This window comes from Brevibacterium sp. CFH 10365 (assembly GCF_009299785.1).
Lineage (GTDB): Bacteria > Actinomycetota > Actinomycetes > Actinomycetales > Brevibacteriaceae > Brevibacterium > Brevibacterium limosum.
The window spans coordinates 507,672-521,493 of record NZ_VIGO01000001.1; the positions used below are offsets into that span (position 1 = coordinate 507,672).

10 protein-coding genes are annotated in these 13,822 nt (G+C 67.0%); 2 read left to right on the forward strand and 8 right to left on the reverse strand.

Going from position 1 to position 13,822, the window contains the following annotated elements:
* Positions 1-8: 8 nt before the first annotated feature.
* The 7 genes from FHG09_RS19695 to FHG09_RS02175 form a co-directional block, all read right to left on the reverse strand.
* A complete protein-coding gene (locus tag FHG09_RS19695; protein ID WP_193627247.1) occupies positions 9-161 on the reverse strand; it encodes a hypothetical protein in 153 nt (50 codons plus the stop codon).
* Positions 158-1,063 (reverse strand): SDR family NAD(P)-dependent oxidoreductase, encoded by a 906-nt coding sequence (locus FHG09_RS02150; RefSeq protein WP_227492492.1) that lies wholly within the window; start codon positions 1,061-1,063, stop codon positions 158-160. Before FHG09_RS02150 ends, FHG09_RS19695 begins: the two co-directional genes overlap by 4 nt.
* The gene (locus tag FHG09_RS02155; protein WP_152346042.1) at positions 1,060-2,775 is read right to left on the reverse strand and encodes an AMP-binding protein; all 1,716 of its coding nucleotides are present in this window, start codon (positions 2,773-2,775) and stop codon (positions 1,060-1,062) included. Before FHG09_RS02155 ends, FHG09_RS02150 begins: the two co-directional genes overlap by 4 nt.
* Entirely contained in the window at positions 2,775-3,938 is a 1,164-nt protein-coding gene (locus tag FHG09_RS02160; RefSeq protein WP_152346043.1) for a thiolase domain-containing protein, read from the reverse strand. Before FHG09_RS02160 ends, FHG09_RS02155 begins: the two co-directional genes overlap by 1 nt.
* 390 nt (positions 3,939-4,328) lie before the next feature.
* The gene (locus FHG09_RS02165; protein ID WP_152346044.1) at positions 4,329-6,887 is read right to left on the reverse strand and encodes a GcvT family protein; all 2,559 of its coding nucleotides are present in this window, start codon (positions 6,885-6,887) and stop codon (positions 4,329-4,331) included.
* 69 nt (positions 6,888-6,956) lie between these two features.
* Positions 6,957-8,471: a flavin reductase family protein gene (locus tag FHG09_RS02170; RefSeq protein WP_152346045.1), complete on the reverse strand. Its 1,515-nt coding sequence runs from the start codon at positions 8,469-8,471 to the stop codon at positions 6,957-6,959.
* Positions 8,468-9,688, reverse strand: coding sequence for an aromatic ring-hydroxylating oxygenase subunit alpha (locus tag FHG09_RS02175; protein WP_227492521.1), 1,221 nt, complete (start codon positions 9,686-9,688; stop codon positions 8,468-8,470). Before FHG09_RS02175 ends, FHG09_RS02170 begins: the two co-directional genes overlap by 4 nt.
* A 255-nt stretch (positions 9,689-9,943) precedes the next feature.
* Here FHG09_RS02175 and FHG09_RS02180 point away from each other — a divergent pair, with 255 nt between their 5' ends.
* Positions 9,944-10,876, forward strand: a complete 933-nt coding sequence (locus FHG09_RS02180) for a LysR family transcriptional regulator (protein WP_152346047.1) — start codon at positions 9,944-9,946, stop codon at positions 10,874-10,876.
* A 199-nt stretch (positions 10,877-11,075) separates the two neighbouring features.
* Positions 11,076-12,290, forward strand: coding sequence for a formaldehyde dehydrogenase, glutathione-independent (gene fdhA / locus FHG09_RS02185; RefSeq protein WP_152346048.1), 1,215 nt, complete (start codon positions 11,076-11,078; stop codon positions 12,288-12,290).
* A gap of 212 nt (positions 12,291-12,502) precedes the next feature.
* Here the strand turns inward: fdhA and FHG09_RS02190 are convergent, their stop codons facing one another.
* The gene (locus tag FHG09_RS02190) at positions 12,503-13,699 is read right to left on the reverse strand and encodes a M20 metallopeptidase family protein (protein ID WP_152346049.1); all 1,197 of its coding nucleotides are present in this window, start codon (positions 13,697-13,699) and stop codon (positions 12,503-12,505) included.
* Positions 13,700-13,822 lie beyond the last annotated feature (123 nt).

Below are 13,822 nucleotides of genomic sequence, written 5' to 3' on the forward strand. Positions count from 1 at the left end.
CGGCGGGGTCATACCTTCGCCGAGGCGGCCCGGTCGTTCACATTTACGTGCCCGACCGCGGCGGTCGAAGTCTCCCCCGCCGAGGCGGTGCTCGCCTCGGCGTTCACGTGCCCAACCGTCGCGGTCGGGGTCTCCGTCGCCGAGGCGGCCCATCCCGTCATCGTTTCGGCATCCCCGCATAGTGGGTCAGGCCCCCGTCGACGGGGATGAGCGTGGAGTTGATGTAGGCCGATTCGTCCGAGGCGAGGAACACCGCGAGATCCGCGACGTCTTCGGGCCGGCCCATCCTCCCCGTCGGCGACTGGGCGTGGCGAGCCGCGAGCATGTCGTCGACCGAGTCATAGTGGCCCGAGATCGAACGATGGATGAGCGGGGTCTCGATGAGACCCGGGGCGATCGAGTTCGCGCGGATACCTTCGGAGGCGTACTGCGCGCCGACGACCTTCGTCAGTTCGATGAGTCCCGCCTTCGACGCCGCATACGCCGGGTAGTCATAACCCATGTAGCGCATTCCGCCGACCGAGGACACCGTGATGATCGACCCATGACCGGCTGCGCGCATATGCGGCAGGGCATGTTTGATCGCGGCGAACGCCCCGGTGAGGTTGATGTCGAGGGCGCGCCTGAAGCCGTCGGTGTCGAGGGTGTCGACTCCCCCGTTGACGACGATGCCGACGTTGTAATGGAGCACGGTCGGTCCGCCGAGGTGGCCGGCGCAGTGGGCGAATGCCGCCGCCAGAGAGTCTTCGTCGCCGACATCGGCGACGACCGTGGTCAGCTGGGCGTCGAGATCAACCCCACCGAGGTGGCCCCGCTCAATCGTGACCGCGCCGTTCGAGTCGGTCTGGGCAGCCGCCTCGGCGAGGGCCCGTGTCGCTTCGTCAAGCGCCTTCGGGTCGCGGTCGACGATGCAGACTTTCGCTCCCTCGCGCAGGAATCCGATCGCAGCGGCGAAGCCGTTGTTCACCGCCCCGTCCGGGGTGCCGCAGCCGATGGCCATGATCGTCGTGCCGACCAACCTACCCGTCGGCTCTGACACGGCTGCCGTCTCTGTCGTGTTCATCGTGCGCTGCCCCGTCCTTGCGAGTATTCGGCCTTGAGTTCCTTGCGGGCGAGTTTGCCGTAGGCGGTCACCGGCATGGTCTCGACAAAGTGGATCTCCTTGGGCACCTTGTATTTCGCCAGTCCCGACTTGCACAGCGCGGTCAGCCGTTCGGTCAGGTCACCGATGCTGCTCGCACCCGCGGCACCTCCCCCGTCCCCGTCGCTCTCTTCGCCGCCGGCGCCGAACTCCGCATCGCCACCGGCGGAGATCTCCGCACGTTCGATGACGGCCACGCCGATCTCGCCCCACTGCGGGTCGGGAACGCCGACGACGACGGCCTGGGCCACCTCGGTGTCGGTGAGGAGGAGTTCCTCGATCTCGCGGGGGTAGACGTTCGAACCGCCGGAGATGTACATATCGGACTTCCGGCCGGTAAGGAACAGGTACCCGCGGTCGTCGAGGTAGCCGACGTCGCCGGTGTGGAAGAGTCCTCCGGCGAAGGATTCGGCGTTCGCATCGGGGCGTCCGAGGTAGCCGGCGCACACGGTCGGTCCGGCCACGCAGACTTCGCCCTGAACGCCTGCGGGCAGCTGCGTGCCGGTTTCGTCGACGATGACGATCTCGACTCCGGTGCGGGCGCGGCCGCAGGTGCCGATTCCGGCGTCGTCGACGGGGATGGCTCCGTGATCCTCGGGGCGGAGGATCGTGATCGCTCCGGTCACCTCGGCGAGTCCGAAGTACTGGACGAGGCAGGGTCCGAGTCGGTCGAGGGCCCGGGCTTGGTCGGCGGCGAGCATCGGGGCTCCGGCGTAGATGACGCGCTCAAGGGTGTGGTCCTCGGGCCCCCGGCCGGTCGGGTAGCCGGCGGCGATGCGGTTGAGAATCGTCGGGACGGTGAAGGCGTTGGTGATTCCGTAGGCATCGATGGCCGGCCACAGGGACTCCACGCTGGGTTTGCCACCGGGGTGGATGATCGACGGAGTGCCGCCGAAGACCTGCCCGAGCATGTGGATGCCCGCCCCGTGCGACAGCGGCGCGAGCACGAGGGAGGCTCCGGTCTCATCCTCATTGGGGAAGAGGTCGCAGCGGTGGTTCATCAGCACCGCGCCGAGGTGGCGGTGCGTGAACGTCGCGGCCTTGGGTCGGCCGGTCGACCCGGAGGTGAAGAAGTACCAGCAGGGGTCGTCCTCCTCGACCGCCGAGTCGACGGGGATCACGGGAGCTCCCTCGGTTCCGGCCGACTCGGTGGAATCGACCGCCTCGATGCCGCTGGGCAGCTCCCCGACCCACAGGACGAGGCCGGTGAAGCCGGTGTCCTTGAGCGCCGTGACGAAGTCTGAATGGGAACGGTCGGCGATGACGGCGGCGGGGGCCACCTCGGCGCTGATGCCGAGCAGCTCCTCGGTCGACAGGGCCGCATTCGGTGGGGCGATGACGCCGCCAGAGCGCAGAATCCCCCAGAAGGACTGGACCACCTCGGCGTGGTTGGCCGAGACGAGGAGGACGGTGTCGCGGCGGCCGACGCCACCGGCCTGCAGGGCGGCGGCGAGCGCCTCGGCGCGGGCGTCGAGTTCGGCCCAGGTCCAGCGCTGCCCGTGATCGTCGTCGACGACGGCGAGCCGGTCGGGCAGACGCCGGGCGGTCTGGGTGAGGAAGTGAGAGACGTTGACCCCGCGCCGATGCGTGGGCGTGAAATCCTTCGCCGGGGAGGTCTGGGAGATGGCGCGCATCAGCGGACGCGTTCGAGGACGGAGGCGAAGTTCGACACGGCCGCACCACCCATGTTGAAGACGCCGGCGAGTTCCGGGGCCTCGATCTGGATGCCGGGTGAGCGGCCGGTCAGCTGGGCTGCGGCGAGGGCGTGCATGGACACACCGGTGGCACCGATGGGGTGGCCCTTGGCTTTGAGTCCGCCGGAGGGGTTGACCGGCAGCCGGCCGCCGACGTCGGTGGCGCCGTCGTCGAGCAGGGTGTGGCCGTGGCCGGGGGCGGCGAGTCCGAAGGCTTCGTATTCGAGGAGTTCGGCGATCGTGAAGCAGTCGTGGGTCTCGAGGAAGTCGAGCTCGTCGATGCCGATGCCGGCGGTACTCAGTGCCTGTTCCATGGCGGCTCGGGCGCCGGCCATCTCCAGGGGGTCGCGCTGGGACAGCGGCAGGACGTCGTTGGCGTTGCCCATGCCTCGCCAGGACACGGCCTGCGGGGCTGAGGCGGCGACATCCTCGGCGGCCAGGACCAGTGCCACGGCTCCGTCGGAGACCATCGAGCAGTCGGTGCGGCGCAGGGGTTCGGCGACGTACGGGTTCTTCTCGCTCATGGTGTTGCAGAACTCGAACCCGAGGTCCTTCTGCATGTGCGCCAGCGGGTTCTGCGATCCGTTGGCGTGGTTCTTCGCGGCGATCTTCGCCAGCGCCTCCGAGTGGTCGCCGTAGCGGTCGAAGTACTGGCGGGCGATCTCGCCGAAGACTCCGGCGAAAGACTTGAAGTGCTCCTCCTCTTCCCGGAAGCTGGCACTGAGCAGCACTTCGTTGACGTCGTGGCCGGAGGCCTGGGTCATCCGCTCGGCGCCGATGACCAGGGCAGTCTTGTGGCGGCCGGCGGCGATGGAGTCGTGGGCGGCGAAGATGGCTGCGGAGCCGGTGGCGCAGGCGTTCTCGTGCCGGTGGGCAGGTGTGCGGGCGAGTTCGGGGAACACGGTGCCCGGCAGGGCGGCTTCGAAGCCTTGGCGGGAGAGTCCATTGTTGAAGACGCCGACGTGGATGACGTCGATGTCGGCCGGTCCCAGTCCCGCCTCGGCGATGGCGTCGCGGGCGACGTCGGCCATCATCTGGGGCAGCGGTGATTCGGACCGGCCGAACTTGCCGTGGGACCAACCGATGATTGCAGGTGAGGACATGGACACTCCTTCGGGTACCGGGCTCGCGGGGTGCCTGGGACCGGTGTTCGCAACTCCTTGTCCAAGGCGAGCGCTCTGCACGAGCACTGTCCCCTCATACTTTCCCGGTCCCATCAGTCGGTCAACAAAAATCCACCATATGGAACATCGGTGTCATGGCTGGCCGTCCATTTCCCACTCGCAGCCGCGACTCGGAACCTGCCGCTCCGGCAAACGCCCCTCCTCTTTGAATGAGGTCACTCCGCCGAGGCGATTTCGCTGAATCAGCGGTTTCGCCTCGGCGGAGTGACCTCAAACACTGCCTCTGCCCGCATCCCTCCCGGCCGTCCCGAGCTCGGCCATCGTCGCCGTTGCCGCACGGGCTGCAGCTGCCCACTGGCGCTTCCCCGCTTACCCCTTGAGGCGCGTCATCTCGGGGTCGAAGAGCGGCTCCGCGGTCACCGTGGCCGGCAGGCGACGGCCGAGGTACTCGATCTCCACGGCGTCACCGACCGACAGAGTGTTCGGCAGCCAGGCGTAGGCGATCGACTTCCCGATCGTGTATCCGTACGCCGCCGAGGTGATGTAGCCGTCCGCGACACCCGTCCCGACCGCTCCGTCCGACTTCGCCGAGGCGGTCCCGCCGTCCGCGACACCCGACCCACCGACCACGTACACCGGTTCCATGCCGAGTACGACATCGGACGGTACGTCAAGCGTCAGGCAGGTCAGCTTCGTGGCCGCGGCCGCCGCCCGCTCGGCCAACGCAGTCTTGCCGATGAAGTCGTCGGTCTTCGAGGCCTTCACAGCGAACCCGAGTCCAGCCTGGACCGGTTCGTGTTCGCTGGTCATATCGGTGCCGAAGGACCGGAACCCCTTCTCCAGGCGCATCGAGTTGAAGGCTTCGCGTCCGCCGGCGATGATGCCGAACTCCTCTCCGGCTTCCCACAGCACGTCCCACAGCCGCGAACCGAGGTCGGCCGAGGTGTAGATCTCCCAGCCGAGCTCACCGACATAGGACAGGCGCATCGCCGTGACGGGCACGCCTCCGAGCACTGCGGGCTTCGTGCGGAAGTATTTGAGCCCGGCGTCGCTGAAGTCCTCGTCGGTGACCTTCGCGATGACGTCCCTGGCCAGGGGGCCCCACAGCCCGATGCAGCAGGTTCCCGGGGTCGTCTCGCGTACGGTCACCCACTTCGACGGGTCGACGGCCGACTGGTGCTTTGCCGCCCGAGAGATGGCGGCGAGGTCGATGTTCGAGTTCGCTCCCACCTGATAGGTCTCCTCGTCGAGGATCGCGACCGTGATGTCGCTCGTGATGCCGCCGGCCTCATCGAGCAGCAGCGTGTAGCTGACCGCTCCCGGTTTGCGCAGCATCGACGAGGTGGTCATCCCGTGCAGCAGTTCACCGGCACCGGGGCCGGTGACCTCGAAGCGTTTGAGCTGGGTCATATCGAACATCGCCACCGAGGTGCGCGTCTTCCACGCCTCGGCCGCGGCGATGGGCGAATGGAACTGATCCGCCCAGGCGTCCCGCTCCGGCGCCGCCCATTCCGCGGGCATTTCCTCGAGCAGGGCAGCATTCGAGTCGAACCAGTGCGGCCGCTCCCAACCGGAGGTCTCGAGGAAGAACGCACCGAGCTCCTCCTGCTGCCTCCGGAACGGGCTCGAGCGCAGGTCACGCGGGGAGACCCGTGGCTGCAGAGGGTGGATGATGTCGTAGATCTCGACGAAGTTCTGCTGCGAGGTCTCGCTGACGTAGTCCGGTGTCGTCTGCACATCCTCGAAACGGTTGAGATCGATGCCTGACAGGTCGGTCTTCGACCGTCCTTCGGCGATGAGCTCGGCCACGGCGCGGGCGATGCCCGCACCATGAGTCACCCACACCGCCTCGGCGACGAAGAATCCGTCGACCTGACGGGACTGTCCGACCAGCGAACCGCCGTCAGGGGTGAACGAGAAGATGCCGTTGAAGCCGCGCTGGATCTGCGTCTGAGCGAGTTCGGGCAGCAGAGTCTTCGTCGCCTCCCACTCGGGGGCGAAGTCGTCCGGAGTGAACTCGAGGCTCGACGGCATCCGTTCGCTGGTGATCTCGTCGGGATCGTAGGTCGGCAGGGTGTCCAGATCGACGGGCATCGGGCGATGAGCATAGGAGCCGATGCCGATCCGCTCTCCCCATTCGCGGTAGTACAGGTCCTTGTCCTGGTAGCGCAGGATCGGGGCCTGCGCACCGGCCGGCTTCTCGTTCTTGCCGATGAGCGAGGGCACCTCTGTGGTCCAGGCGAACTGATGCCCCAGCGGCAGCAGCGGGATCGGGGTGCCGACCATCTCACCGATCTTCGGCCCCCAGAATCCGGCGCAGGAGACGACGATGTCGGCGGGGATCCGGTCGTCACCGGCGATGACGGCGCTGACCCTGCCCCCGGTCGTCTCGATGTCGGTGACGGTGGTCCGGTCGCGGAATTCGACTCCGGCGGCACGGGCGCGTTCGATGACGAGCTGGGTGCCTTTCGCGGCCAGCGCGAGCCCGTCGCCGGGGGTGAGCAGCCCGCCGTGGACCATGTCCCGGTCGAGCATGGGAAAGAGCTTTGCGCACTCGTCGGCGTCGATGACGTCGGCTTCGACCCCGTAGGACCGGTTCCAGCCGGCCCGTCGGTGCAGGTCCTGCAGCCGGTCGGAGTTCGTCGCGATCTCGAGTCCGCCGACGGGCAGGAACGAGCCGCGACCGTCGGGTCCGGTCAGCGAGGTGAGCTTGTCGATCGTGTACTGCGCGAACTCGGTCATCGACTTCGATGGGTTCGAGGAGAAGACGAGCCCCGGTGCGTGCGAGGTCGACCCGCCGGGGATGTCGAGCGGGCCCTGCTCGATGACGAGCGTGTTGGTCCAGCCCAGCTGCGCGAGTTCGTCGGCGAGGTTGGCGCCGACGATGCCGGCTCCGATGATGACGACTCGAGGTGATGAGTTCGGCACTGAGTACTCCTTAGTGGTGAAGATTGTGGGGGCTGATATCGCATCGGACGGCCGGGCCGTGACCGCGGCTCAGGCGTCGATGACGAGGTCGGACTTCGCCGTCGAGCAGCAGGGCAGGAATTTGCCCGCCTCGATCTCGCGGGCGCGGATACCGCCCTGGTGGTTCATGTCGACTTCGCCGTCGAGCTTGACGACCTTGCAGGACCCGCACATGCCCTCCTGACAGTTCGCGGGGATCTTCACCCCCGCTTTCCGCGCGGCATGGAGGACCGTCTCGTCCTCCCCGACGCATACGTTGAGGCCGGTGCGCACGAACGACATCGTGTGCTCTCCCTGACCCACAGTAGGCAGTGCGGCCGGGTCGACGACGGCGATTTCGTCATCTTCGCCCGACTCCCCCGCCGAGGCGGCCGCCCCGTCCCCAGCCGGGACCGCGGACCCAGCGTCGGTCGCTGAATCGGACCCCGGCTCGGCGGGGTTCTCATCGGTGACGCCGACGACCTCGATCTCGACCTCGTCCTCGACGGGCACGACCGCCTGGGCGTCGACCGCTTCGGTCGGCGCTCCGACGGCCTCGACCGGACCGGCGGCGTCGTATTCGGGTTCGTACATGTCCAGCGCTACCGGCTGGGACTCGAAGTACTCCTCGGTCGAGGCCGCGATCTCCTCGGCGATCTCGCCGGCGATGGCGACTTCCTCGGCGTATTCGGCGCGGATCTCGCGGTCGCCGGAGAAGAATTCCATGAACACCGAGGTGTCGTCGACGCCGACGTCGCGCAGCAGGTCGGTCGCGGAATTGAGGTACCCTTCCGGGCCGCAGGCGAAGACCTGCCGACCGTTGGCGTCGGGGACGAGCTCGTCGAGCAGCGACGCCGACAGTCGTCCGGTCCGTCCTTCCCATTCCTCGCCGCATTTCCGATCGCCGAGGCAGTAGATGACCTTGATCCGGAAGTCCACGTTCGCGAGGAAGTCGAGTTCCTCGGAGAAGGCGAAGGAATCAGGGGCCGCACCGTGGTACAGGAGGACGACATCGGCCTGTCCGGGCAGCGAGTGGACGGTCCGGACCATCGACATCAGCGGGGTGATCCCGGCTCCTGCCGCGAGCAGCAGGAATCGGGCCCGCCGATCGTAGTCGGCCAGGTGGAAGGCGCCGACCGGGCCGAGCATGTCCAGGGTCGTGCCGGGGCGGATGTTGTCGTGTACCCAGGGCGAGACCCTGCCCTCGGGGTCGCGTTTGATGGTGATCGAGAACGTCCAGGGTTCGGTCGGGGCCGACGAGATCGAATAGCTGCGGGACACCGGTTCGGCGCCCGGACCGTCGATGGGGAAGTCGATGTTGATGTACTGGCCCGAGCGGAAGGCCAAGGGCGCCCCGTCCATGCGACGGAAGACGAAGACCATCATTCCTCCCGCCTCGGGGATGGTCTCCACACATTCGGCGGCGAACTCCTGCGGGTGCCAGGGACCGAGCGCGGTGGCGGCTCCGGCCGGACCCGTGGCGCTCGAGAGCACCCGGTTCCACGGCATCTCCAGTCCGCGCACCCGCTGGGCCAGCGGCAGCGCGGGCACGGCGGAGGACCTCATCCCACGTGCTCCCGCATCCGCTGCACGTACCAGCTGATGAAGGCCTCGACCTGGTATTCGCTCTTCATGTACGGACCCTGCTCGTAGAACGGACTCGCCGCTCCCTTCTGGCAGAGTTCGACGAAGTTCTTGTCCTGCAGGTTCGTCTGCTTCCAGGTGTGCGTGAGCGATTCGAGGTCGTAGTCGACGCCTTCGACGGCGTCGTCGGCGACGAGCCAAGTGGTGCGCACGAGCGTCTTGGTCGCACTGATCGGGAACGCCGCGAAGGTGATGACGTGATCGCCGAGGAGGTGGAACCAGGAGTTCGGCTGCAGGTGCATCGAGCAGCGCCCGAGGCGGAAATCCGGCAGATCGCCGAGCAGCTTCTTCGACAGCCGGCGCCCGTCGGCAGAGAACGACTCACCGGCGCCGTCGAGCGATTCGCGAGAGATGCGGATGCCGCCGACGCGGGTGTCGAGCTCTTCGACGACCTCGTAGGGCAGACCGTAGCGGCGGCAGCGGTACTCGAGGGAGGCCTGGGCCTGCTGATTGCGGTCCCAGACGTCTTCGAGGTGCGGCGGGATGGTCTCGTCGGTCAGGCCCCAGGTCGGGAACAGCGAGCAGGCGAGTTCGGGGTGGCCGTCGCAGTGGTAGCACTCGCGGTTGTTCTCCATCACGAGCTTCCAGTTGCCCTCTTCGACGATGTTCTGCTGGTAGGCGACCTTCGTCTTCTCCAGCTCGTGCGGGGCGACATAGGGTTCGAAGATCTTCGCCGTCTCGTGGAAGTCCGTCGGCGGTTCTTCGGCCAGGCAGATGAACACGAGTCCGGCGGCGATCTTGCCGTGGGCGCGCTTGAGCGAATAGCAGGACTTGTCGAAGGTCATCTCTCCCGGCGCCGAGGCGTGGATGAGGTCGCCCTCGGGAGAATAGGTCCACGAGTGGTAGCCGCAGACGAGGTTGCCCGTCGTTCCCTGCGACTCCGTGAGTACGCGAGCGCCGCGATGCCGGCACACATTGTGGATGACGTTGACGCCGCCGTCGTCGTTGCGGAGGACGATGATCGAGTACGGCCCGTAGTCGAGGGTGACGTAGTCGCCGGGCTCGGGGATCTCGGCGACGCTGCAGGCGAAGACCCAGTGCTGGCCGAAGACGCCCTGCATGTCGAGGTTGAACAGGTTCGGGTCCGTGTAGAACGGCGCTTCGAGCGAGAAGCCGGTCCGACGGGTGTCGAGCCGGATACGGGCCTCATCGAGTCTGTCCTCGGTGAATCCGGCGGGGAAGCCCTTCTTCGTCGGTGCCAGATTGGTAGCGGTCAATTCTCATCTCCCTTGATGTCTGCCGATCGTGGTCTCACGACGCTGCCTACGCCCCTTCGACCACTGTCCTCGAACCCGGTGAGCTCGATCACGGATGACACATTAGCGAGCTTCACCCTGCAGGAAAAGCGCGAGATTCTGTTTCATACCGTGCGGAATCAATGCATAATCGTGACCATGATCGATCCGCGGCTGACCACCCTGCGCACCTTCGCCGAATGCGGCACCATCGCCGCCACCGCCGAACTCACCGGATACTCTCCCTCGGCGGTGTCCGGGCAGCTTCGAGACCTGCAGCATTCCTTGGGCATGACGCTCTTGGTCAAGGACGGGCGCAGCCTGCGGCTGACGTCGACCGGCCGCTACCTGGTACGCCGTTCGGATGCTCTCGCAGCGGTGTGGGAGGACATCCGCGCCGGTGCCCTGAGTGCCGGAGACCAGGCCCCGAGGCACTTCGGCATCGGGGGATTCTCGACCGCTTCGTCGAACCTCCTCGCACCCCTGGCCGCGAAGCTGCGCACCAGCCGACCCGAGGTCCGCGTCCATGTGGTCGAAGCCAGCCCGACCCGCTGCTTCGAACTCCTCGTCGCCGAGCGCATCGACCTGGCCGTCATCGTGTCCATGCAGGGCCATGTGCAGGTCGAAGAGGATACGCGCTTCGAAAGCGTCGACCTCCTCGACGACCCGCTCGACGTCATGGTCCCCTCCGACCACCCGGTGGCACGGCGGGAGTCGGTGACACTGGGCGAGCTCGCCGGGGAGGAATGGATCACGGCCGGCCCGGGCTCGCCCTATCACTCACTCTTCGTCGCAGCGTTCACGGCAGCGGGAGTGACGCCGTCGGTGGCGCACGAGTCGGCCGAATGGGAGACCTCGGCCGCCCTCGTCGGCGCCGGCATCGGGGTCAGCCTGCTGCCGCGACTCGCCAGCCTCGCCGGCGAGGACAACGTCAGTCGCGTCCGCCTGACCGGATCCGGTCGACTGAGCCGGAAGATCATCGCCGCCATGCGCGCCGGCAGCCGCCGGTCGCCGCTCATCCGGGATTCCCTGCAGCATCTGCGTACGACCTCCCAGTACATCCTCTCCACGCGCCTGCGCGACGACGCCTGACGAGGATCGCGCCCGGCGGAGGTGACGAATTCGCCGGCCTCGAATGAACTTCGGCCCGGGGCTTGACAGAGTCCGATCTGGACGGCGAGACTGCTTCTAAGTCTGATGTCAGACTGATATTTCAGTGAGATCGATGGACTCCCGTCCGTCACACTCACATGTCGAACTCCCACGCATTCGCACTCATGGAGGCTCAACGATGAGCAATAGGGCAATCAGCTACGCCGGTCCCGGGAAGGTCGAAGTCGTCGACACCGACTACCCGGAATTCGTCCTCAAGGACGGGCCCGGGGTCAACCCGGCGAACGTCGGCCGCAAGGTCGATCACGGCGTCATCCTCAAGACAGTGGCCACGAACATCTGCGGCTCCGACCAGCACATGGTCCGGGGCCGCACGACTGCTCCGGAGGGCCTCGTGCTCGGGCACGAGATCACCGGGGAGGTCGTCGAGGTCGGCCGCGACGTCGAGTTCGTCAAGGTCGGTGACCTCGTCTCCGTTCCTTTCAACATCTCCTGCGGTCGCTGCCGCAACTGCAAGGAGGGCAAGACCGGAATCTGCCTCAACGTCAACCCCGACCGTCCGGGTTCGGCCTACGGCTATGTCGACATGGGCGGATGGGTCGGCGGACAGGCCGAATATGTGCTCGTGCCCTATGCCGACTGGAATGTCCTGAAGTTCCCGGACAAGGACCAGGCGATGGAGAAGATCCTCGACCTCACAATGCTCTCGGACATCTTCCCCACCGGTTTCCACGGTGCCGTCAGCGCCGGCGTCGGTGTGGGTTCGACGGTCTACGTCGCCGGTGCCGGTCCGGTCGGAATCGCCGCAGCCACCTCGGCGCATCTGCTCGGTGCCGCATGCGTCATAGTCGGCGATCTCAACGAAGACCGTCTGGCCCAAGCCCGCGGATTCGGCTGCGAGACGGTCGACGTGTCCAAGGGTGACCCGAAGGACCAGATCGAGCAGATCCTCGGCGAGCCCGAGGTCGACTGCGGAATCGACGCCGTCGGCTTCGAGGCCCGCGGGCACGGCAAGGACGCCAGCCACGAGGCGCCGGCGACGGTGCTCAACTCGCTCATGGACATCACGCGGGCCGGCGGCAGCCTCGGCATCCCCGGTCTCTATGTCACTGGCGACCCGGGAGCTCCGGACGAGGCGGCCAAGGAAGGGTCGCTGTCGATGCGCTTCGGCCTCGGCTTCGCAAAGTCGCATGTGTTCGTCACCGGCCAGTGCCCGGTGATGAAGTACAACCGGGGACTGATGCAGGCGATCCTGCACGACAAGGTCTCGATCGCGAAGAACGTCAACGCAACACCGATCCGCCTCGAGGATGCCCCGCAGGGCTACGCGGACTTCGATTCGGGCGTGGCGAAGAAGTTCGTCCTCGACCCACACGGCCTCATCTCCGCCTGAGTTACGTTTCACGGGCTCTAGGTGGTCATTCTGGTCACAGAATTTCGAATCGACCGTGACCAGAATGACCACCGAGGCCGCAGCCCACGGGCTACTCTGCGAAAAGTGGTCGCTTTCGGATAGTGCGCGCCGAAATATAGGTCGTAACCGGATACTCAGGAGGCTCTGAAAGTATCCGGTTACGACCTATATTTGGCTTCCGCAACTGGCCCTCAGCCCCGCTCATCCTCCAGCCGCGCGAACGCCAAGTGAGCGAGCGCCGCGGCCTGGTCGCCGAGCAGACCGTCGTCGAACTGCACGCGCGGCGAGTGGTTCGTCTCCGCGTCGGGGTCGATGCCTTCGGGCGTCGCGCCGAGGAAGACGAACGTGCCGGGCACTCTCTGCAGCACGAAGGAGAAGTCCTCGGACCCCATTCGCGGATGCTCCATCTCGACGACCCGCTCGGCTCCGAAGACCGAGCCCAAGCGTTCGAGCGCGACCGCTGACTCGGCGGGATTGTTCACGGTCACGGGGAATCCCACCTGGAAGTCCGCCTCGGCGGTGCAGCGATGTGCTCTGGCGATGTTCTCGGCGATCTCGGTCACCCGCTCCTGCATCAGTCCCAGAGATTCGGCCGAGAGGAAGCGGATGGAGGCGGTGAGCTTCGCCGAGTCCGGGATGACGTTGCTCGCCTGCGCGGCTTCGAGCTGGGTGACCGAGACGACGACGGGGTCGAAGATGTCGAAGGACCGGCCGGTCATCGTATTCAGCGCCAGCACCACCTCGGCGAGGACGGGCACGGGATCTCGGGTCGCCTGCGGTTGGCTGCTGTGCCCGCCGGCGCCGTGGATGGTGACGGTGAGATCGGCGAATCCGGCCATGAGCGGGCCGCCCTTCGTCGTGAAACGACCCCGCACATCGGCTTCGACGTGGATCCCGTAGGCCGCGACGACGGGGACGCCGGCGGCCTCGAGCACGCCCTCGGCGATCATCGGTTCGGCCCCGCCCTCGACCTCCTCGGCGGGTTGGAACATGAAGATGATCGAGCCGGGCAGCTCCTCCCGGTGAGCGGCGAGCAGGCGGGCGGCGCCGACGAGGCCGGCCGTGTGCAGGTCGTGCCCGCACGCGTGCATGTTCCCGTTCGTCGACGCGAAGTCCAGCCCGGTGTCCTCGGCGACGGGCAGGGCGTCCATGTCTCCGCGCAGCAGCACCGCGGGCCCGGGCTTGCCGCCCTTGAGGACGGCCACCACCGAGGTGAGCGACTGGCCAGTGGTGATCTCAAGTCCCAGCCCGGCGAGTTCGTTGAGCACCGTGCGCTGCGTGAAGGGAAGATCGTAGCCGAGTTCGGGATTCGCGTGGAGCTTTCGGCGCAGGGAAATGAGTTCGCCGAGGTGGCCCTGAGCTTCGGTGCGGAAATCGGGGGTGGTCATGGGGCTCCTCATTGTCGGGGCGGGTGGTGGACGGCTCGCTTCGATGCGGGCGGCTCCAGCCGGATGCTGATACCAATCTATGCTCGCTTCGGCGTGTGCGCACCCTTGTTGCCGGTCACTGCC

Excerpts from the sequence above, each read along its gene's own strand:
- FHG09_RS19695 (WP_193627247.1), bottom strand. The coding sequence starts at position 161 with ATGACGGGATGGGCCGCCTCGGCGACGGAGACCCCGACCGCGACGGTT.
- FHG09_RS02150 (WP_227492492.1), bottom strand. The coding sequence starts at position 1,063 with ATGAACACGACAGAGACGGCAGCCGTGTCAGAGCCGACGGGTAGGTTG.
- FHG09_RS02155 (WP_152346042.1), bottom strand. The coding sequence starts at position 2,775 with ATGCGCGCCATCTCCCAGACCTCCCCGGCGAAGGATTTCACGCCCACG.
- FHG09_RS02160 (WP_152346043.1), bottom strand. The coding sequence starts at position 3,938 with ATGTCCTCACCTGCAATCATCGGTTGGTCCCACGGCAAGTTCGGCCGG.
- FHG09_RS02170 (WP_152346045.1), bottom strand. The coding sequence starts at position 8,471 with ATGAGGTCCTCCGCCGTGCCCGCGCTGCCGCTGGCCCAGCGGGTGCGC.
- FHG09_RS02180 (WP_152346047.1), top strand. The coding sequence starts at position 9,944 with ATGATCGATCCGCGGCTGACCACCCTGCGCACCTTCGCCGAATGCGGC.
- fdhA (WP_152346048.1), top strand. The coding sequence starts at position 11,076 with ATGAGCAATAGGGCAATCAGCTACGCCGGTCCCGGGAAGGTCGAAGTC.
- FHG09_RS02190 (WP_152346049.1), bottom strand. The coding sequence starts at position 13,699 with ATGACCACCCCCGATTTCCGCACCGAAGCTCAGGGCCACCTCGGCGAA.